Origin of the sequence: Gilvimarinus chinensis DSM 19667 (genome assembly GCF_000377745.1) — a bacterium.
Classification (GTDB): Bacteria; Pseudomonadota; Gammaproteobacteria; order Pseudomonadales; family Cellvibrionaceae; genus Gilvimarinus; species Gilvimarinus chinensis.
The window spans coordinates 743,287-764,316 of the sequence record NZ_KB898707.1 but is presented as its reverse complement, the minus strand read 5'-3'; the positions used below and the strand labels follow the sequence as shown (position 1 = coordinate 764,316).

Sequence of the window (21,030 nt, the reverse complement as noted above, 5' to 3'; positions counted from 1 at the left end):
TGTAACCGGTTTTTGTTAAAATGGGCGTTTTGCCTTTTTAACCCGATTGGACACCCTATGAGTCAAAATCCTAGCCCCGAGGTTCCCCAAGCGCTACTGGATGTGGTGAATCAGCACGAATTTTTAAGCCTTACCGATAGCCACACCTGCTTTCCCGAAAGCCAGGGCCCAGGCTTACCACTGATTAAGGTGAAAACGCCCCACTGCACCGCCGTATTCAGCACCAACGGCGCGCACCTGCTGAGCTTTACCCCCACAGGTGGCGAAGAATTACTGTGGGTTAGCCCCAACTGCCAGTTCAGCCCCGGCGCCAGCCTGCGCGGCGGCATCCCTTTGTGCCTGCCCTGGTTTGGCCCCCACCCCACGGACAGCTCACGCCCCAAACACGGTATTGCCCGTACCCGCACCTGGCAGCTGGACAGCGCAGCACTGGATGCCGAGGGCATATGCCACTTGAAGCTCAGCTTACGCCACAGCGCCGATGCATTATTCGAGCACGATTTTACCGCTGAGCTGACCCTGTCTTTAGGGCAAACGCCCACCCTGCACCTGACGCTGACCAACACCGGCCACACCGACTTCGACGCCAGCTGGGTCATGCACACCTACTTCGCCATTAGCCACCTAGAAACGACCCGGGTAGAGGGACTGGAGGGGCGCGAGTACTCCGACAAAGTAGAAGGCGGTAAATACTTTACCCAAAGTGGGCCGGTTACCTTTAACGGCGAGGTGGACCGCGTGTACGAGGATATCCAGCTGCCGGTAACTGTGGATGATGGCGCGCATCGCTACCGCATTGAAGGCGACCAATGCCCAAGCGTGGTGGTGTGGAATATCGGTGCCGAAGCTGGCAGTCAAATTGCGGATATAGGGCCTGGCAATCACGCTGGCTATGTATGCGTCGAACGCGGTGCCTGCCTGGGCGACACCTGGCACTTACCCGCCGGACAATGCCGAAGCGCACACATGAGTATCAAACCGGCCTAGGGCCGCAAAAACCAGCCACGAAAGCACGACCTCAGCCCGCGATTACTGTAAAATCGCGGGCTTTTATTTATCCCGCTATTTGAAACAGGTTTACCCCATGAGTAACACCCGCGAGCAACGCATTGCCCAACTAAAACAAACCCTGACCGAGCGCATTATGGTGCTCGACGGCGGTATGGGCACTATGATTCAAAGCCACAAGCTCAGCGAAGAGGAGTACCGGGGTAAACGCTTTGCCGATTACAACCGCGATGTGAAGGGCAATAACGACCTGCTGAACATCACCCAGCCCGAGCTGATGAAGCAGATCCACCGGGAATACCTGGAAGCCGGCGCGGATATTCTTGAAACCAACACCTTTAACTCAACCCGCATTTCCATGGCCGATTACGGTATGGAAGAGCTGGCCTACGAGCTAAACCTGGCCGGCGCGCGTATTGCCCGCGAAGTAGCCGATGAACTGACCGAGGCCGAGCCCCATAAACCCCGCTATGTGACGGGCGTGTTGGGCCCCACCTCGCGCACTTGCTCTATCTCGCCGGATGTTAACGACCCAGGCGCACGCAACGTCACCTTTGACGAGTTGGTGGAAAACTACATCGAAGCCACCAAAGCCCTGATTGAGGGCGGCTCGGACCTGATTCTGATTGAAACCATCTTCGACACGCTAAACGCCAAGGCCGCCATTTTTGCGGTACAAGAGGTGTTTGACGAGTTAGGCTTTGAGCTGCCACTGATGATTTCGGGCACAATTACCGATGCCTCTGGTCGCACTCTGTCGGGCCAGACCACCGAAGCCTTTTACAACTCGCTGGCCCACGCCAAGCCTCTGTCTATTGGCCTTAACTGCGCCCTCGGTGCGCAGGAGCTGCGCCAGTATGTAGCCGAGCTATCACGGGTAGCCAACTGTTATGTCTCCGCACACCCCAACGCAGGGCTACCCAACGAATTTGGCGAATACGATCAAGAGCCCGAAGAAATGCAGGCGATTATCGACGAGTTCGCCCAATCTGGCTTTTTAAACATTATTGGTGGCTGTTGCGGTACCCGACCCGATCATATTCAGGCCATTGCCGAGGCCGTGGCCAAGCACCCGCCGCGCCAGATTCCCGATATCGAGCCCGCCTGTCGCCTGTCGGGGCTTGAGCCTTTTAACATCACCAAAGACTCGCTGTTCGTGAACGTGGGCGAGCGCTGCAACGTCACAGGCTCGGCCCGCTTTAAACGTTTGATTGTGGAAGAGGATTACGACACCGCACTGGAAGTCGCGCTGGAGCAGGTCGAAGGCGGCGCACAGGTAATCGACATCAATATGGACGAGGGCATGCTCGACGCCGAAGCGGCGATTGTGCGCTTTTTAAACCTGATTGCAGGCGAGCCGGACATTTCCCGTGTGCCAATTATGGTGGACTCCTCTAAATGGGAGGTGATTGAAGCCGGGCTTAAATGCATTCAAGGCAAGGGCATTGTGAACTCCATCAGCCTCAAAGAAGGCGAAGACGAGTTTATTGAAAAAGCCCGCCTGTGCATGCGCTACGGCGCCGCCGTGGTTGTGATGGCCTTTGACGAAACCGGCCAGGCGGATACCGCCGCACGCAAAAAAGAAATTTGCGAACGCTCTTACCGGGTGCTGGTGGATAAAGTCGGCTTCCCGCCAGAAGACATTATTTTCGACCCCAATATTTTCGCCGTTGCCACAGGTATTGAAGAGCATAACAACTACGCGGTGGATTTTATTGAAGCCACTCAATGGATTCGTGAAAACCTCCCCCACGCGGGTGTATCCGGCGGCGTATCCAATGTGTCTTTCTCTTTCCGGGGCAACAACCCGGTGCGCGAGGCGATTCACTCGGTGTTTTTGTACCACGCCATTAAAGTAGGCATGAACATGGGCATCGTTAACGCCAGTCAGTTGGCGGTGTACGACGATTTACCCGAAGAGCTGCGCGAAAAAGTCGAAGACGTGATTTTAAACCGCAACGACAATGCCACCGAAGCGCTGCTGGATATTGCCGAAAAATACCGCGAAGGCGGTGGCGACAGCGGCAAAAAAGAAGACTTGGAGTGGCGCAGCTGGGACGTTAACAAGCGCATTGAACACTCCTTGGTGAAAGGTATTTCGGCCTTCATTGTTGAAGACACCGAAGAGGCGCGCCAACAGGCGGAAAAACCTTTGGATGTAATTGAAGGCCCACTGATGGACGGCATGAACGTGGTGGGTGATTTATTTGGCGCGGGTAAAATGTTCCTGCCTCAGGTGGTGAAATCGGCGCGGGTGATGAAACAATCCGTGGCCTACTTGCAACCTTACATCGAGGCGGAAAAAGTCGAAGGGGCCAAACCCAACGGCAAAATCTTAATGGCCACGGTAAAGGGCGATGTGCACGACATCGGCAAAAATATTGTCGGCGTGGTACTGCAGTGCAATAACTTTGAAGTGGTGGATATGGGTGTGATGGTGCCCGGCGAAAAAATCCTGCAAACCGCCGTGGAACAAAACTGCGACATTATCGGTTTGTCGGGTTTGATTACCCCATCGCTGGACGAAATGGTCAGCGTTGCCCGCGAGATGGAACGCCAGGGCATTAACAAACCATTGCTGATTGGCGGTGCTACAACGTCAAAAGCCCATACCGCGGTTAAAATTGACCCGGTACTGAACATCAACCAGGTGGTTTATGTCGCCGATGCCTCGCGCGCGGTGGGGGTTTGCTCTACCCTGCTCAACGATGCCAACCGCGATGGCTTTGTCGCCGACTTAAAAACCGAGTACGAAGCCGTGCGGGTGCGCAACGCCAACCGCAAGCCCCGCGGCACTTTGCGCAGCTACGATGAAGCCATTGAACACGGCTTTAAAGCCGACTGGGAAAACTACACCCCCCCTGCCCCCAGCTTTACCGGCGTGAAAGTCTTTGACGACTACCCGCTGGAGCAGCTGATTGACACCATCGACTGGACGCCGTTTTTTATCAGCTGGGATTTAGCGGGCAAGTATCCGCGCATTCTCGAAGATGAAGTGGTGGGCGAAGCGGCGCGCAACCTGTTTGACGACGCGCAAACAATGCTGCAAAAACTGATGGATGAGAAACTGCTTAAAGCGCGCGCGGTGCTGGGCTTTTGGCCCGCCAATAGCGTTAATCACGACGATATTGCGGTGTTTGGGGATAACGGCGAAGAGCTGGCGCGCCTGCACCATTTGCGCCAACAACAGCAAAAGCCCGGCAACCGCAAACCCAACTTTTCGCTGGCCGACTTTGTCGCCCCTAAAGACAGCGGCAAGCAAGACTATATTGGCGGCTTTGCGGTCACCGCCGGCATTGGCGCCGAAGAGCTGGCCAAAGAGTATGAAGCCAAAGGCGATGACTATAACGCGATTATGGTTAAAGCCCTGGCGGACCGCTTGGCCGAATCACTCGCCGAGCACATGCATTTGCGGGTGCGCAAAGAGTTCTGGGGTTACGATAAAGACGAACAGTTGGAAAACGAGGATTTAATCCGCGAGCGCTATCGCGGCATTCGTCCCGCACCTGGCTACCCCGCCTGCCCGGATCACACCGAAAAAGGCACCTTGTTTAAGCTACTGGATGCGGAAAAAAATACCGGCCTGAGCCTGACGGAACACTACGCCATGTTCCCCACCGCCGCCGTATCTGGCTGGTATTTCTCGCACCCCGAGTCCGAGTACTTTGCCATTGGCAAAGTCGAAAAAGACCAGGTGGCGTCACTGGCAGAGCGCAAGGGTATGCCACAGGATGAGCTTGAACGCTGGCTAAGCCCGGTATTGGGGTACGAACCTTAAAATTTGGATTATTTACTTCCCCTCTAAAACCACCCTTTTCGGGTGGTTTTTTCATTTTTAAGCCGGTTTTTCGATTCCCCCTTGAGAAATATCTATTTGTGCCGATACTTATGGAGGATATGACGACTTAGGGAGTGAGCCAGGGCATGTTTGGCAGAGGCAAAAATCAGGAAGCCCAGATTGGGGAATTGGAAGAAGTAAACAACGAATTGGCCGCAAGCCTTAACGCCATTCGGGACCATGTGGGGTATATCGAGTTTACTCCCGAGGGAGACGTTCTGGATGCGAACCCATTGTTTTTGAAAGTGGTTGGCTACCCTATCGGCGAAATTAAGGGGCGTCACCATCGCATGTTTTGCAGTTCCACCTACGCGGCCAGCGTTGAGTACGAGAACTTCTGGCGCGAGCTTGCCGCTGGCAAAAGCCAACAAGGTACCTTTCAGCGGTTTGACAAGCAGGGCAAGTCTATCTGGCTGGAGGCCAGTTACTTTCCCGTCTTTGACGGCAACCGAGTGAGCAAAGTCATCAAAATTGCATCGAATGTGACCGAGTCACGTAACTCGTTGCTGGATCGCAACGCACTGTTTGATGCCCTTGACCGCTCCCTCGCGGTCATTGAGTTTGACCCGCAAGGTAATATTATTACCGCCAACAGCAACTTTTTAAACACCATTGGCTATCAGCTCAATGACATTGTTGGTAAACATCACCGTATATTTTGCTACGACAACTTTTATCAATCGAATCCGGATTTTTGGGCCAATCTTTCAACGGGGCAATTTATGTCCGGAAAGTTTGAGCGCAAAGATGCCATGGGCAACACGCTTTGGCTTGAGGCCACCTACAACCCGGTTCGCGACACCAGCGGCAAAGTGTACAAAGTGATTAAATTTGCCAGCGACATTTCGCCACGCGTACGCACGGCTATGGAAGCGGTAGAAGCGGCCTCTTCCACTTCAGAAGAAACTTCGCAAATCACGTTAAATGCCAAAGGTTTGCTAGATGATGCCGTAGCCACCTCGGCACAAATTGCCGAGCAAATTAAACAGGCTGCAGACATTACCGATAGGCTTAATACACAATCAGAAAGCATTTCGGACATTGTCACCACCATCCGCTCAATTGCCGACCAAACCAACTTGCTGGCATTGAATGCGGCCATTGAAGCTGCTCGCGCGGGCGACCAGGGACGCGGCTTTGCCGTAGTGGCGGACGAAGTACGTCAACTTGCAGGCCGCACCAGCGAAGCCACCGAAGAAATTACCAAAGTGGTCAGCGATAACCATGAGCTTGCGCAGCAAATTAAAAAGCAAATGGAGCAGGTCAGCCAGATTTCCGAACAGGGTGAGACCAAAATTCACCATGTCTCTGACGGCGTCGATCAAATTGAACAAGGGGTGATGAATTTTGCACAGACGGTAAACCGTCTGGCCGAACAATAAACTCTGATGCACCCGCAGTGGAAACGTTGAATTCGAAATAATAATCCGCTGATAAAAAAGCCGGCCTCTTTAAAGGCCGGCTGTTAAAACAGCGTTAAGCTCACTAAGGTGCGTAAGGCCCCACGTCAGCGGCGCTTAATGGTGTTGGTTTATTGATTGACGGCGAACTGGACAACAGAGTCACTTGTGCTGAATTCAGCGTGCCTCCACCCACTGCAATCGCTGAGCCTGTCGCATAAGCCTCGTTGCCCGACCAAGTGTTAGAAGAGTCATCCGCGTAGTTATTAAATAAAATCCCTGTATCACTCACCACAAGGTTGTTGCTGACGCTAATATCGTAGGGCTGGTTACCGTAATTATCGCTACCAATATGGATGCCACCGCCAACACTATCGACTATCACGTTATCGTAAACCGATAGATTGCTTGAGGTTTCGTGACTGTCGCCACCGGTACTATCAGACGTGTCGCCCGAGTCAATAAGAATCGGCCGGCGCCAGCTGACCCCGGTCAGACCTTCCATGTAGTTATCATAAATTTGATGGCCTTCACCATACACACGGATACCGCCGGTCTGGTAGTTGTCGTCATCCCAGTTTGCGCTGGCACCCTCACCGTAGAAGTAATTCCCGTAAGCCTGGTTATTAGACCCCAAGCGGAACGAAAGCGACCCCATGGAGTTTTTAAAGGTGTTGTAACGGAACTCGTTATTGGATGTTTTTACGGTGATAATTTCGTTCTCACCATCGCAGTTTTCAAACAAGTTGTACTCCACCACGTTATTGGTGACGACATCCTGTGAGTCGGCAATCCCCATGGCCATCACTTCACGATCCGAGTCACCCGTGGGCGTCGTACCATCGGGTACGTAAGGGTAAATATCTTTAAAGTGGTTGCGGAACACATGCAGGTTTTTCGTCATCTGCGGATCGTCAAACTGGGTTTTAATATAGCTGCCGGTTAACTTATAACCTTCAGAGGTAAACATCTGATTCTTGCCGCGAAACTCGTTGTAGCCAATGGAAATATATTGACTGGCCTGAGTGGTCACAATAGCGGTCTGGCTGTTCATTACATCCGTGTGATCAAACACGTTGCGCAACACCTGAATATTCGTGGAATTCACGATTTTAAGATAGGTGCTTTCGTCGTTGGGGCCGAATACAAAGCCCTGCAAAATGATGTTGTTGCTATTGTCGATGGTAGCATTGGTAAGCGTAGTTCCTCCCACCGAAGCCGCACGCACCAAAACCGGTGCATTAAAACTCAGGTTTTTAATGGATATTTCGCCCGAACCTGTAACGATAATTTCATCACCGCCAGAGGCACCGGCCAGTACATCTGCCACATCATCCGGGGAGGCGGTATAGGTATTACCACCCCCCTCCCACGGAGCCGAAGAGCTGGAAGAGGAACTCTGACCCACCGACGAACTGCTACTGGATGAGCCAGGCACAGAACTGGACGAACTACTGTTAGCGCCGCCGTCTGCGCTCACCGCCATTTCGGTAATAGAGTTCCAACTGTTAGCACTATTACCGTACCCCAGGTAACGAATATACCGAGCCTCTCCTGTTGGCAGTGCAAAAGACTCCATTGCCGTGGAATCTCCCGAGCTGTTGGCCCCATAGACAAGGGTGTCCCAATGGTTTCCATCAATACTGACTTGGAGATCAAACGAGGCGCTGCGCTGATCCCCCTTATAAAACGCAATATCCACACGCCCCACTGTTTGCACTGCACCCAAATCCAATTCCAGCCACTGACCACTGCCATTGGCGGACCACCGAGTCCCCAAATCATTGTCCAGTACATTACCAGCCACATTGCCGTCGTCGGCACTGGCTGAGGCCGTCAGCTCAGCGGCAGACGCACTGTTGGAGGCACTTGAGTTTTGGCTGGATGAAGAGCTGGAGGACTGGCCAATGGGTGAGCTGTGAATATCCACTTCGGTGAGGCTGTTCCAAGTATTAGAGGTATTACCGTAACCGACAATGCGGACATAAGCCGCCGCCGTGTCTTCGACATCAATGGTTTGTTGCGCCGCAGTACTGGCGGGCTGATCGCCATAGAAAACACTTTGCCAGCTGCTGCCATCGGTTGAGGTTTGAATATCCACGGTCGAGGTGCGCTGATCGCCTTTGTAGAAAGCGATATCCAAAGACTCAACGTTCACCTCGTCTCCCAGGTCATATTCAATCCACTGGCCATCGCCGTTCGCCGACCAGCGGCTGGACAGGTCATTATCGAGGGTGTTTTGCGGGACGTTACCGTCGTGATCCGATGCATTCACCGACACGGGCTCGGCAGCGTAACTGGCGGCCGAATGCGAAACCGCTAGCAGCGCTGCGAGTAATTTTACGGATGAAGGTATTTGTTTATTCATGGGCATAATCTCCACTATTGTTATAAGTAATGCCGCTACCTCAGACCAGTGAATATAGAGTCATCCACTCGTACTCCGGCGTTAGATCATCGCGCGTAAAGCCTCTCGCCCCAAACGATATAAGGGAGAGGAATGTATCCTGTGCGATTCAACTCGCCCCAGCCCAGTAGAAGTCACCAGCCTTGGACGCTTCCATCAAGAGGCGAACAAAGCTGTGAGCGGGACATAACCAAAGAAATCAGGCGTGTTATTAAATTTTTCCAAAATTCCGCCACTCTGGCCTCCCAGTTGTGTCAATAAAACACCAATAACGACTGTGGCTGCTGACTCAACCGGGGTAGTGAAAACTAGTCCAATGACGACCAATTTGTAAACCTATTTTGCTGCCACAAATGTGACCTGTTTGGTAAATGGCAAAGCTTTAGGTTTTTGTGTCGTGAAACTCCACCAACGGCTGGAAATAGCTTTACTGCGTCCGCATTGGAGCAAAGGCAGAAATCGATTGTGAATAACTGGGCATTCACGCTAAAGGAACCGCTACTGACCAACTCTTGTTAAGTTCACGAACAGTGGGTTTTACTGGATAAAAAGGGGCATATTCGGCATTTAGGCACCCTGATTCAGGCTTGATGTGCATGGATACACAAATGCCACGGCTGCAGGGACGCGATGAGCGGTCGAACGCCTCCTACCAACCTTTTGCGCATAAAAAAACCGCCGGAGGAAATCTAACCTCTGGCGGTTTTAAAATATGGCGGAGAAGGAGGGATTGACTGGGCGCACAACCCAGGCTGCCCTCTCTGCTGCGAAGCAGTATTCACCTTGTCCGTGCGCCCACCCTTCGGGCTCGCTGTGCTCGGTACAAAACGCTCCCGGCGTTTTGTACCGAGCACAGCGAGGGTTGACGTGTAGGACACACAAATGTCGCGGAGGCCTTTGAGCGACCTCACCCGCCTTCTCGCATAAAAAAAGCCCAACCTTTCGGTTGAGCTTTTTGTATGGCGGAGAAGGAGGGATTCGAACCCTCGATACCGATCAAGGTATACTCCCTTAGCAGGGGAGCGCCTTCGGCCACTCGGCCACTTCTCCGTGTCGAATAGTGCAGCACGATCTGCTCAGGGCATCTCGTCAACTGGGGCGGCATAATACCATATTTTTCAGAAATTCAAAGACTTGTAACGCTCTGCCAGTATTTTTTTACGCTGTACGATGAAAGCACAAACAAAACGCATAAAAAAACGGCAACTCTAGGCTGCCGTTTGTACTAATCAGTGGAAGCTTATACCAAGCCTTCTTGCTGATTTTGCTTTTCACGCTGAATACGCTGGTAAATCTCTTCGCGGTGTACAGCAATGTCTTTCGGTGCGTTAACACCAATACGAACCTGATTGCCTTTAACACCCAGAACAGTGACTGTAACTTCATCACCAACCATCAGTGTTTCGCCAATACGGCGGGTCAAGATCAACATAGTCAAACTCCTTCAATCCATCCTGTGAGTGCGGTTAGGAATCCAAACCCATTGCCGCTATTAGCCCCTTTTTGCGATCGTTAACCGCCAATGTGACGAAAACGCTCCATGTATTAAGTATTGTCCATTTCTCGCGAAAAGGGGAACTGCCCCCAAATATTTTTCAGGTTTTTTCAAACCCAAGATCATCCGACCTTATTGTTGCGCAACGAGTAAGACTCTACTCAAACCTGCGCAGGTTCGGCGTCCAGGCCAAACGCACTGTGCAAGGTACGCACAGCAAGCTCTAAATATTTTTCGCTGATAATCACCGAAATCTTAATTTCAGAAGTAGTGATCATCTGAATGTTGATGCCCTCTTCTGCCAATGCAGTAAACATAGTTGATGCAACGCCTGCGTGTGAGCGCATGCCGACACCAACAATAGATACTTTAGCAATAGCGTCATCACTGATCACTTCACGGGCACCAATCTCTTTCACCACGTTGGACAATAGATCGACGGTTTTATTCATATCGCCGCGATTTACCGTGAAAGTTAAGTCAGTGGTGTTATCAGCGCCAACGTTTTGCACAATCACATCCACTTCAACATTAGCTTTGCCCACAGGCGCCAATATTTTTGAAGCGATACCGGGGGTATCGGGTATGCCGGCCAGGGTGATTTTGGCTTCATCGCGATTAAACGCGATCCCGGAAACGACGGGCTGTTCCATAGTGCTGTCTTCCTCATCGAGGGTAATCAAAGTGCCGGGGCCGTCTTTAAAGCTGGACAGCACCCGCAGGGGTACATTGTATTTACCGGCAAATTCCACCGAGCGAATCTGTAATACCTTAGAGCCCAGGCTGGCCATTTCCAGCATTTCTTCAAAGGTGATTTTTTCCAGCCGACGCGCCTTGTCGACGACCCTCGGGTCGGTAGTGTATACGCCGTCAACGTCGGTATAGATCTGACATTCGTCCGCTTTTAGCGCCGCTGCCAAGGCCACGCCCGTGGTATCAGAGCCACCGCGGCCCAAGGTAGTGATATTGCCGTTTTCATCAACTCCCTGAAAGCCCGCCACGACCACAACGCGCCCTGCGTCTAAATCGGCGCGCATATTAGCTTCATCAATCTCTTGAATTCGCGCTTTGGTATGAGAGCTATCTGTGAGGATGCGCACTTGCCCCCCCGTATAAGAACGGGCATCACAACCGCGCTTTTTCAGGGCCATGCACAGCAATGCGATAGTCACTTGCTCGCCGGTAGACACCAAAACATCCATCTCCCGAGCGTCCGGGGTGTCCTGAATGTCTTTTGCCAGGGCGATCAGGCGATTGGTTTCGCCGCTCATGGCGGATACCACAATCACCATGTCGTGCCCTTGGGCTCTGAAACCGGCAACTTTATCGGCTACCGCTTCAATTCGCTCGACAGTACCTACCGAGGTACCACCGTATTTTTGTACCAATAAGCTCATTCCCGGCCTATCCCTCACACTTATCGTCATTTCGACGCACGAAGCCCAACGCAGGGCTCAAAAAAGCGGCAATTAAACACGATAAACTGGCAAAAGTTAATCAGTTTTTAAACCGCAAAAACAATTTTTTACAGAAGCAAGCCAGTTATCCCAGCTGGCTTTCTACCCAGGGCACAACAGAAGCCAAAGCACCGTCCACTGCCGCTAAATCGGTACCGCCTCCCTGGGCCATATCGGGTCGACCGCCACCTTTACCACCCACTTGCTCAGCAATGTAGCGCATCAGATCACCCGCTTTTACTTTGCCCGTCGCGTCTTTGGTGACACCGGCCACCAGGGCCACTTTGCCGTTGTCTTCCGCTGCCAGAAGCACCACCGCGCTTCCCAGCTTGTTCTTCAGCTGATCGGCGCTGTCGCGCAGCGATTTAGCATCGGCACCTTCAAGCTTAACCGCCAGCACTTTCAATCCATTCACATCTACCGCTTCGGCAGCCAAATCTCGACTGCCCGCCGTGGCGAGCTTAGTTTTCAGCGCGGCAAGGTCTTTCTCCAGCTTGCGGCTTTGGGCCGTCAGCTGCTCCAGTTTCTCTACCAGATTTTCCGGGCTGGCCTTTATTAATGCCGCAGCCTGACCGAGGCGAGCCTCAGCAGTATCAAAAGCCGCCAAGGCCGTTTTACCGGTGATCGCTTCAATACGGCGTACGCCCGAAGCAATACCCGATTCACTGGTGATCCGCAGTAAGCCAATATCGCCTGTACGCTTAACGTGGGTACCGCCGCACAACTCCACCGAGAAATTATCGGTCCCCATGCTCAACACGCGCACCTGCTCACCGTATTTTTCACCGAACAGCGCCATCGCCCCTTTGGCTTTAGCAGTGTCCATATCGCACAGCTCAGTGGTCACCGGCGTATTGGCCAACACTTGCTCGTTCACCATATTCTCTATGGTTTTAAGCTGCTCACGGCTAACGGGCTCGAAGTGGGAGAAATCAAAGCGCAGGCGTTCAGAGTCCACCAAAGAGCCTTTTTGTGTCACGTGCTCCCCGAGTACCGAACGAAGCGCAGCGTGTAATAAATGCGTCGCCGAATGGTTCAAGGCCGTAGCTTGGCGCACATCGCTGTTTACCTGACCGGAAACCTCGGCACCTTGCTTTAAGTTGCCGTGCAGTAAACGGCCTAGATGTAAGAAGTTAGTGCCCTGCTTGATGCAATCACGCACTTCAAAGCGCAGCCCCTCAGCCTCCAGGTAACCGCTGTCGCCTGCCTGGCCACCAGACTCTGCATAAAACGGTGTGCGATTCAGAACCACGGCGGCCTCTTCACCCTCGTGAAGTTCTTTAACCTCAGCGCCATCGCGCAGCAGTGCCAATACCTGACTGGTGCCGCTCAAATCGCTGTAGCCTGTAAATTCGGTAGCGGCAACGTCCAATGAGGCCTGGGTGTAATCCACTTTAAAGTTACCGGCGGCACGAGCGCGCTGGCGCTGAGCTTCCATAGCCGCATCGTAACCGGCCTGGTCAATGGTCAAGTCGCGCTCACGAGCGATATCCGCGGTTAAGTCCACGGGGAAGCCATAGGTGTCGTACAGGGTAAAAACAACTTCACCAGGAATTTCCTGGCCTTTTAGATCGGCCAGTGCCTCTTCCAAAACCCCCATTCCTTTATCCAGGGTTTTGGCGAACTGTTCTTCTTCGGCCAGCAGGACTTTGGCAATTTGCGCTTTACGCTCGTTAAGCTCTGGGTACGCATCGCCCATTACCTGCGCCAGTGCCTCGACTAAAGTGCTGAAAAACGCGTCTTTTTGGCCCAGCTTGTGGCCGTGACGAATAGCGCGGCGAATAATCCGGCGCAACACATAACCCCGACCTTCGTTCGATGGCAACACCCCGTCGCTGATTAAAAATGCGCTGGAGCGAATGTGATCGGCAATAACCCGCAGGGATTTATGCTCTAAATCGGAGGAGCCTGTCGCAGTCGCAGCAGCCTTGAGCAGGTGCTGAAACAGGTCAATGTCGTAGTTGTTGTGCACGCCCTGCATTACCGCAGCGATACGCTCTAACCCCATCCCTGTATCAATAGAAGGGTTGGGCAGCGGTTTTAGCTCACCATCGCTCTGGCGCTCGTACTGCATAAACACCAGGTTCCAGATTTCGATATAACGATCCAGGTCGTCATTCTCGCTGCCGGGTGGTCCACCCGGTACGTCTTCACCGTGATCGTAAAAAATCTCAGAGCTGGGGCCACAGGGACCAGTATCGCCCATTTGCCAGAAGTTGTCTTCATCCAAGCGGGAAAAGCGCTCGGGGCTAACACCCATTTCTTTTTGCCAGATCTCCGCGGCTTCGTCGTCAGAAATATGCACAGTCACCCAAAGTCGTTCAGGTGGCAGGCCCAATACCTCGGTAAGGAACTTCCAGGCAAATTTAATGGCGTCGCGTTTAAAATAGTCGCCAAAACTGAAATTACCCAGCATTTCAAAGAAGGTGTGATGACGCGCGGTGTAACCAACATTTTCCAGGTCGTTGTGTTTACCACCGGCGCGCACACAGCGCTGCGAGCTTGTGGCGCGACTGTAAGCGCGCTTGTCGCTGCCCAAAAAGACATCTTTAAACTGGTTCATCCCCGCGTTGGTAAACAGCAGGGTTGGGTCATCACCCGGTACCAGAGAGCTGGACGGCACAATGGTGTGCCCTTCTGATTTAAAGTAGTTTAAAAAGGCATCGCGAATTTCAGCGCTTTTCATAAAATTTCCGTCGGATCACTTTCGTCAATCGGTTGCGTGCGGATTCCTGCAGGCGAGCAGAATCAGCGGTTTTTGTGTGCCTGTTTTTCTTCATCGCTCAGGCGGCGGGCCTCGGACTCAAGCATCACCGGAATACCGTCTTTTACCGGGTACGCCAGGCCACTGCTGTAACACACCAGCTCCGAGGTCTCTTGATGATATTCAAGCTCGCCTTTACTCACCGGGCACGCCAGAATCGCCAGCAGCTTTTTGTCTATCATTGCTCACTACCTAAGGGTTGCGATAAATTAAAGGGGCGTTAGTTTACACCCCTCGCGCGCTTGTGTCTTGCTGCCTGCCTGAGGGAAAACCATGCATTCCAGCGAGCTGCCGGATTGAGCTTACTGCGGCATAGGGCCGACTAAACTGGTGGGGTCTACCCGCTCTCCTAACCAGTTCATCCGCCAGTCCAAATGAGGCCCTGTAGCACGGCCACTGGCACCGACTTCGGCAATCATATCGCCCTGCGATACGTTATCTCCCAACCCCACCAGTATTTTAGATAAATGAATAAACGTCGATGATAAGCCTTGGCCGTGGTCAATAATTAAGGTGCCACCCGAGTAGAACAGATCCGGCTCAACCAAAATGACCTCACCTGCCGCAGGAGCCTGCACAGCTGTGCCCGTAGGCGCGGCAATATCAACCCCATAATGGGGTGAGCGAGGCTCACCATTATAAATACGTTGCGAACCATAGACTCCGGTAATGGGGCCAATCAGTGGCCATTTAAAGTCCTGCATAAAATCGGTTGCGCTGCGCAGAGTTTGACGAGCTTGCCACACTCGAGCGGCCTCTTTACGGGTTCGCGCCTGCTGCTCGGCGGAGGGAGTTACGGTTTTCTGTGGCACACCTTCAATTCGCTGGATGTTATATTCGCGTTTCTCAACGGCATAAACGTGACGCCACTCGCCCTCCGGCCCTTTAAGCACAAGCTCGACCTCTGCGTCGGCATCGCGGCCTAAGCCAAGCACGAATTCACCGTGATCGCCCACCGGTACCTTTTTACCCTGAAATTCGATCTGGGTACCGGCCTGCACTTTACCGCGCAGAATGCTGCCCTGCTGCCACCGGCCTTTTATCTCTTGCAACGGAGAACCGGGCTCTGACCATGCGCAAGGGGAACAAGTCAGTGCAATCAATACTATCCAACCCGATAACTTCATGTCTCATCTCCAGAGCCCGCTTTGCACGGCGTGCCATTATCGTCAACATCTGCGCATCTTAGCATTTGCCCATAAAAAAACGGCAGCCGAAGCTGCCGTTTTTCCTGCGTAGCTGACGAACTCAGTCGCCTACACGCAATACTTTCATGGTGTTGGTACCACCCAGCTGGTTGCTATCACCCGCCGTCAATATCACTAAATCACCATCAGCTAACACACCGCAATCTTTCAGAATCTCGATCGCACGAGTGTAATCTTTTTTGCTTGGCACTTCGTCTGTATCAAAAGGCACAGGCTGCACACCTCGGTAAAGAGCTACACGGCGCTGAGTTTCAATATAACGTGAGAAAGCAAAAATAGGTAACTGAGAACCCACGCGAGACATTAAGCGAGGCGTAGTACCAGACTCAGTCAATGCGATAATAGCCTTTACACCCGCCAAATGGTTAGCGGTGTACATAGTGGCCAAGGCAATTGACTGATCGATTGAACCAAACTCTTCATCGACACGGTAGTTCTCACGGTTCGCTTGCGGATGCTTTTCAGCACCGACAATGACGCGAGCCATGGCTTGCACGGTTTCCACCGGGAAATTACCGGCCGCAGTTTCCGCTGACAGCATCACCGCATCGGTACCGTCCAGTACCGCGTTAGCTACATCGAACACTTCGGCGCGAGTTGGCAGAGGCGAGTTAATCATCGACTCCATCATTTGCGTCGCAGTAATAACGGTGCGGTTTTGTGCACGGGCGCGAGTAATAATGCGTTTTTGCACCCCAATCAGCTCTTCATCGCCAATCTCAACACCGAGATCGCCGCGAGCAACCATTACGGCATCACTGGCTTCAATAATGGAATCCAGAGTTTCATCATCGGCAACGGCTTCAGCGCGCTCAATTTTAGAAACCAAACCGGCCGTACCACCAGCCTCATGCAACAGTTTGCGAGCCTGGTTCATATCATCGGCGCTGCGCGGGAAAGAAACCGCCAGATAGTCAACGCCAATTTCGGCAGCGGTTTTAATATCAGCCAGATCTTTTTCGGTCAGTGCCGGTGCAGACAAACCACCACCCTGACGGTTAATGCCTTTGTTGTTCGACAAAGGTCCCGCCACACTGGTAGTACAGAACACCTGCGTGCCTTCAATTTTATCAACATCCAGCACCACGCGGCCATCGTCCAGCAACAGTTTGTCACCAGCTTTACAATCCTGCGGCAACTCTTTGTAGTCGATGCCTACACGCTCTTGATTACCTGCGTCGCGCTCCAGTGAGGCGTCCAGAATAAACTTGTCACCAATGGCCAACTTGATCGGACCATCAGCAAAACGCGCAATGCGAATTTTTGGTCCCTGCAAGTCACCCAGCACAGCGACAAAGCGGTCGTGCTTGGCCGCCAGGCGGCGAACCGCCTCGGCGCGATTTTTGTGATCTTCCGGCGAGCCGTGAGAAAAGTTCAAGCGCACGACATTAACGCCGGCGAGAATGAGCTTTTCCAGAACTTCTTCAGACTCGGATGCCGGGCCCAGCGTACTGACGATTTTGGTACGGCGTAACATAGCTCTCTCTCTTATCTTACTTGGCGTTCATCAGTGCGATGGTGTTATCCAGCATGCGGTTTGAAAAACCCCACTCGTTGTCATACCAGGACATCACTTTCACCCAGCGACCACCCATTACCTTGGTTTGCTTAGAGTCAAAGTTTGAAGACGCTGGATGATGGTTAAAATCGATAGAAACCAAAGGCTCATCGTTGTACACCAATACACCAGGCATTTCTTTTTCAGCAGCCTCTTTCATGGCCGCGTTAATTTGCTCAACGGTCACATCTTGTTTTACCAGGATATTCAAGTCGACCAAAGAAACGTTGATGGTGGGTACACGAACCGACATACCGTCCAGCTTGCCATTCAGCTCAGGCAATACCAAACCCACCGCGCGGGCAGCACCGGTAGAAGTAGGAATCATTGACTGGGTCGCCGAGCGAGCGCGATAGATGTCTTTATGAAACACATCGCTCAAGTGCTGATCGTTAGTGTAAGCGTGAATGGTGGTCATAGAGCCTTGCTCAATACCAAACTTGTCGTTCAGTACTTTCGCTACCGGCGCCAGACAGTTAGTAGTACAAGAGGCATTAGAAATGATTTCATCAGACGCTTTCAGCACATCGTTATTGACGCCGTACACTACGGTTGCATCAACATCGGTACCGGGAGCAGAAATAATTACCTTTTTGGCACCCGCTTCTAAATGAGACTTGGCTTTTTCACGGCTGGTAAAAATACCTGTACATTCGTAAACCACGTCCACACCCAGCTTGCCCCAAGGCAAATCGGCTGGATTGCGCTCTGCAGTGATTTGAATTTCATCGCCGTTAACGATCATTTTGTCGCCATTAACAGATACTTCGCCAGGGAAACGGCCGTGTACAGAATCGTATTTTGTCAGGTGGGCGTTCAGCTCAGCATCACCCAAATCGTTTACCGCCACCACTTGGATGCGATCGCGGTAGCCAGATTCATACAATGCACGCAGCACATTGCGGCCAATTCGTCCGTAACCGTTAATAGCTACTTTAATGGTCATTTGTTTCTCTCCTGTCTATTGACGTTGCCGGTTCTACCAGCAATTGCTAACTCACTCGTAAATTAAAGTCCCGGCTTAACGCTCAAGACTGGCCGCCTGACGGGCAAGGGTTTCAATTTCGTCCCACTTTTTTTCCGCAATCAGGTTTTTAGGCGCCATCCAGGTACCACCCACGCATGCAACGTTAGGCAGAGCCAGATAAGTCGGCGCTTTTTCTAAATTAATACCGCCGGTGGGGCAAAAGGTAATTTGCGGCAACGGACCACCTATTGATTTCACCATGGCAACGCCACCGGCCGCCTCTGCTGGGAAAAACTTCAGGTGGGTAAAGCCTTGGGTGTATAAATTCATAGCTTCAGACGGTGTGGCAATTCCCGGCAACAGAGGTACCGGAGATGTTTTTGCCGCTTCTATCAGCGCAGGCGTAGTGCCCGGGCTCACCATAAATTTAGCACCAGCGTCTACCGACGCCTGCAAATCTTCAGGGGTCACTACGGTGCCTGAGCCGATTACGGCGTCTTCAGGCAGTTCCGCCACCATCGCTTTAATCGCATCCAGAGCAACAGGAGTACGCAGGGTAATTTCCAGTACTTTCAGACCACCGTTATAAAGCGCACGCGCCAAAGGAACGGCGTCTTCCAAGTTTTCAATCACCATCACCGGCACAACCGGTGCGACTTTTAATATCTCATCAATGGATATACCCACGTATCTGTCCTCACATTCAAATGTTTAAAGCGTTAGGCTCTTAAGGAGCCCAATAAACGGTTACCGGTACTTCTTCTTGATGCAACACCGCCCGCACTGGCATAGCGGCAACATCGTTCCCCTCTAGCGCTTCACGGTAGGTAGCTAACTTTTCTTCGCCGGAAATTAAAAGCAGCACATGACGCGAGTTTACAATGCCCGTTAACGACAGCGTCATACGCTCAGTACAATCACCGGTTACTTCACTTTTAATCGCGGTAATTGCACTGCAAAGATTTTTGGTTTCCAGTGCTTCAGACAAGCCTTCGGCATGAGGAAATAACGACGCGGTGTGACCGTCGGGCCCCATCCCCAACACAGTGACATCAAAGGGCGACGGCAGTGTCTGATATGCCGCCTCACACTGTGCCAGTCCGGACTTAGCCGAATCGCTGGAATTTTTCATGCCGATCAATTTTGCATTGGCGGCGTCATTCTGAAGCAAGGTTTTTACAATAAAAGCTTCATTGCTTTTGTCGTGATCAAAATCAACCCAGCGCTCATCCACCAGTGCCACCTGGATTTCGCTCCAATCCAAGTCTGCCTCCGACAAACGCTTATAAATGGGAGCCGGCGAGCTACCACCAGACACCAAAAAGCTGGCACCCTCGCCTTTTTCAATGGCGTCTTTCAGTGCGCCGATGCTGTGTTCAAAGACGGCATCGATCATCGCTTCACGAGAATCAAAAAAGCGTTCTTCAACAGCCATTAGCATTCTCCTAATATGTTGTCACCCGCGTTATACCAGGCACTGCCATCAGTGCGCAGCAGCTCCTCAGAGGCTTCTGGCCCCCAGCTACCGGATGCGTAAGGTTTAGGTTTGTTCTCGGGGCGCTGCCAAGCTTCAATAATAGGGTCAATCCAATTCCAGGCGGCATCCACTTCATTACGATGAATAAACAGCGCCGGGTTATTAGCCGCCGCATCCAGCATCAGACGTTTGTAGGCGTCAGAGTAAAATTTTTCATAGCGGTCGGTCAGGCTTAAATCCATTACCCCAGGCACCAGCTCGGCGTCGTGCTTTTCTAAATTGTTCGAAGTTACAATTAACTGCACTCGCTCATCTGGCTGCAACTGGATCACCAGACGGTTAGGAATCATTGGGCCGGCAGAATCTGGGTATATATGGTGTGTAGGCGTTTTGTACTGGATAATAATCTCAGCACAGCGCTGCTTTAAGCGTTTACCGGTGCGCAGATAAAATGGCACGTTAGACCAACGCCAGTTATCAATGTGCGCGCGGATCGCCACAAAGGTTTCGGTGTTACTGTCTTTACCCAGCTCGTCCAAATAACCCGGCACTTCTTTTCCGCCCATTTCACCAGCTACATACTGACCACGAACGGTATTTTTGGCTACGTCATCACCCACCAGCGGGCGTAACGCGTCCAGAACTTTCAATTTCTCGGTACGGATACTGTCAGCATTTAACTTGCTTGGCGGCTCCATGGCCACCAGGCATAACAGCTGCATCAGGTGGTTTTGCACCATATCCCGTAAAGCACCGGCATCGTCGTAGAAGCTGGCGCGACCTTCCAAACCCACGGTCTCAGAAATACTGATTTCAACGTGGTCAATGGACTTGGCATCCCAGAGGTGCTCGAAAACGCAGTTAGTAAAACGCAGAGCCAATAAGTTCTGCACTGTTTCTTTGCCTAGGTAATGGTCAATGCGGAAGATGGCATTCTCTTCAAAGTACTGAGCAATTTCGGCGTTAATAGAATCGGCCGACTTGGCATCGTAGCCCAACGGCTTTTCTACCACTACACGCGATGTCGGAGTAATCATGCCCGACTCATGAATGTTTTTGCAGCACTCAGAAAAAACGGCGGGCGGCGTTGCCATATAAAACACCCGCTCTTCGTTGCCCTCTTTCAATGTCTTGGCCAGCGAGTGCCAGTGCTCATCCAACTCGGTAATATTAATGAACACGCCGTGAACGCATGCTTCAAACTCTTTCCAAGTATCGTTATCGATTTCATCATCGCGCAGATAACTGTAAGCGGCTTCACGAACCATTTCGCGGTAGCCTTCAGCCTGTTCTTGACGACGCACGGTACCGAAAATCCGCGACCCCTTGGGCATTTGCCCCTCGCGGTAAGCGCGGTACCAAGCCGGAATCAATTTGCGCAGAGCCAGATCACCCGCGCCCCCAAAAATGACAAAATCAAAAGGCTTTTGCATCTATAAATCCCACTCGTT

At 52.1% G+C, this 21,030-nt stretch carries 14 protein-coding genes, 1 tRNA gene and 1 pseudogene; 4 read left to right on the top strand and 12 right to left on the bottom strand.

Annotation, left to right across the window (positions count from 1 at the left end):
• The first annotated feature begins 57 nt into the window (after window positions 1–57).
• The 4 genes and pseudogenes from D568_RS0109400 (at window position 58) to D568_RS22265 (ending at window position 6,228) form a co-directional block, all read left to right on the top strand.
• Window positions 58–987, top strand: a complete 930-nt coding sequence (locus tag D568_RS0109400) for a D-hexose-6-phosphate mutarotase (protein ID WP_020209345.1) — start codon at window positions 58–60, stop codon at window positions 985–987.
• Window positions 988–1,084: 97 nt separating this feature from the next.
• A complete protein-coding gene (gene metH / locus D568_RS0109395; RefSeq protein ID WP_020209344.1) occupies window positions 1,085–4,786 on the top strand; it encodes a methionine synthase in 3,702 nt (1,233 codons plus the stop codon).
• Window positions 4,787–4,932: 146 nt separating this feature from the next.
• Window positions 4,933–5,700: pseudogene (locus D568_RS22270) on the top strand (PAS domain-containing protein); the annotation flags it as partial.
• A 12-nt stretch (window positions 5,701–5,712) separates the two neighbouring features.
• Entirely contained in the window at window positions 5,713–6,228 is a 516-nt protein-coding gene (locus D568_RS22265; protein WP_425401964.1) for a methyl-accepting chemotaxis protein, read from the top strand.
• Window positions 6,229–6,331: 103 nt separating this feature from the next.
• Here the strand turns inward: D568_RS22265 and D568_RS0109385 are convergent, their stop codons facing one another.
• The 12 genes from D568_RS0109385 to zwf all read right to left on the bottom strand — a co-directional run bounded on the left by D568_RS0109385 (window position 6,332) and on the right by zwf (window position 21,012).
• Window positions 6,332–8,614 (bottom strand): discoidin domain-containing protein, encoded by a 2,283-nt coding sequence (locus D568_RS0109385; RefSeq protein ID WP_020209342.1) that lies wholly within the window; start codon window positions 8,612–8,614, stop codon window positions 6,332–6,334.
• Between the two features lie 999 nt (window positions 8,615–9,613).
• Window positions 9,614–9,703: transfer RNA gene (locus D568_RS0109380), tRNA-Ser, on the bottom strand.
• A 190-nt stretch (window positions 9,704–9,893) separates the two neighbouring features.
• Window positions 9,894–10,085 (bottom strand): carbon storage regulator CsrA, encoded by a 192-nt coding sequence (csrA, locus tag D568_RS0109375; protein WP_020209341.1) that lies wholly within the window; start codon window positions 10,083–10,085, stop codon window positions 9,894–9,896.
• Window positions 10,086–10,309: 224 nt separating this feature from the next.
• Entirely contained in the window at window positions 10,310–11,545 is a 1,236-nt protein-coding gene (locus tag D568_RS0109370; RefSeq protein ID WP_020209340.1) for an aspartate kinase, read from the bottom strand.
• A 145-nt stretch (window positions 11,546–11,690) separates the two neighbouring features.
• Entirely contained in the window at window positions 11,691–14,291 is a 2,601-nt protein-coding gene (gene alaS, locus D568_RS0109365; protein WP_020209339.1) for an alanine--tRNA ligase, read from the bottom strand.
• Window positions 14,292–14,353: 62 nt separating this feature from the next.
• Entirely contained in the window at window positions 14,354–14,551 is a 198-nt protein-coding gene (locus tag D568_RS0109360) for a Trm112 family protein (RefSeq protein ID WP_020209338.1), read from the bottom strand.
• A 120-nt stretch (window positions 14,552–14,671) separates the two neighbouring features.
• Window positions 14,672–15,496 (bottom strand): M23 family metallopeptidase, encoded by an 825-nt coding sequence (locus tag D568_RS0109355; RefSeq protein ID WP_020209337.1) that lies wholly within the window; start codon window positions 15,494–15,496, stop codon window positions 14,672–14,674.
• 121 nt (window positions 15,497–15,617) lie between these two features.
• The gene (pyk, locus tag D568_RS0109350; RefSeq protein ID WP_020209336.1) at window positions 15,618–17,054 is read right to left on the bottom strand and encodes a pyruvate kinase; all 1,437 of its coding nucleotides are present in this window, start codon (window positions 17,052–17,054) and stop codon (window positions 15,618–15,620) included.
• Window positions 17,055–17,070: 16 nt separating this feature from the next.
• Entirely contained in the window at window positions 17,071–18,081 is a 1,011-nt protein-coding gene (gene gap / locus D568_RS0109345) for a type I glyceraldehyde-3-phosphate dehydrogenase (RefSeq protein WP_020209335.1), read from the bottom strand.
• Window positions 18,082–18,156: 75 nt separating this feature from the next.
• Entirely contained in the window at window positions 18,157–18,789 is a 633-nt protein-coding gene (locus D568_RS0109340) for a bifunctional 4-hydroxy-2-oxoglutarate aldolase/2-dehydro-3-deoxy-phosphogluconate aldolase (RefSeq protein ID WP_020209334.1), read from the bottom strand.
• Window positions 18,790–18,829: 40 nt separating this feature from the next.
• Window positions 18,830–19,537 (bottom strand): 6-phosphogluconolactonase, encoded by a 708-nt coding sequence (gene pgl, locus D568_RS0109335; RefSeq protein ID WP_020209333.1) that lies wholly within the window; start codon window positions 19,535–19,537, stop codon window positions 18,830–18,832.
• Window positions 19,537–21,012 carry a glucose-6-phosphate dehydrogenase gene (zwf, locus tag D568_RS0109330; protein ID WP_020209332.1) on the bottom strand — a complete coding sequence of 492 codons (1,476 nt, stop codon included), beginning with the start codon at window positions 21,010–21,012 and terminating at the stop codon, window positions 19,537–19,539. The genes pgl and zwf overlap by 1 nt, the downstream gene beginning before the upstream one ends.
• Window positions 21,013–21,030: the final 18 nt, after the last annotated feature.

Coding starts and splice junctions, on each gene's coding strand:
- D568_RS0109370 (WP_020209340.1), bottom strand. CDS start 11,545: ATGAGCTTATTGGTACAAAAATACGGTGGTACCTCGGTAGGTACTGTC.
- pgl (WP_020209333.1), bottom strand. CDS start 19,537: ATGGCTGTTGAAGAACGCTTTTTTGATTCTCGTGAAGCGATGATCGAT.
- D568_RS0109400 (WP_020209345.1), top strand. CDS start 58: ATGAGTCAAAATCCTAGCCCCGAGGTTCCCCAAGCGCTACTGGATGTG.
- gap (WP_020209335.1), bottom strand. CDS start 18,081: ATGACCATTAAAGTAGCTATTAACGGTTACGGACGAATTGGCCGCAAT.
- csrA (WP_020209341.1), bottom strand. CDS start 10,085: ATGTTGATCTTGACCCGCCGTATTGGCGAAACACTGATGGTTGGTGAT.
- metH (WP_020209344.1), top strand. CDS start 1,085: ATGAGTAACACCCGCGAGCAACGCATTGCCCAACTAAAACAAACCCTG.
- D568_RS22265 (WP_425401964.1), top strand. CDS start 5,713: ATGGAAGCGGTAGAAGCGGCCTCTTCCACTTCAGAAGAAACTTCGCAA.
- D568_RS0109360 (WP_020209338.1), bottom strand. CDS start 14,551: ATGATAGACAAAAAGCTGCTGGCGATTCTGGCGTGCCCGGTGAGTAAA.
- D568_RS0109355 (WP_020209337.1), bottom strand. CDS start 15,496: ATGAAGTTATCGGGTTGGATAGTATTGATTGCACTGACTTGTTCCCCT.
- zwf (WP_020209332.1), bottom strand. CDS start 21,012: ATGCAAAAGCCTTTTGATTTTGTCATTTTTGGGGGCGCGGGTGATCTG.
- pyk (WP_020209336.1), bottom strand. CDS start 17,054: ATGTTACGCCGTACCAAAATCGTCAGTACGCTGGGCCCGGCATCCGAG.
- alaS (WP_020209339.1), bottom strand. CDS start 14,291: ATGAAAAGCGCTGAAATTCGCGATGCCTTTTTAAACTACTTTAAATCA.
- D568_RS0109385 (WP_020209342.1), bottom strand. CDS start 8,614: ATGAATAAACAAATACCTTCATCCGTAAAATTACTCGCAGCGCTGCTA.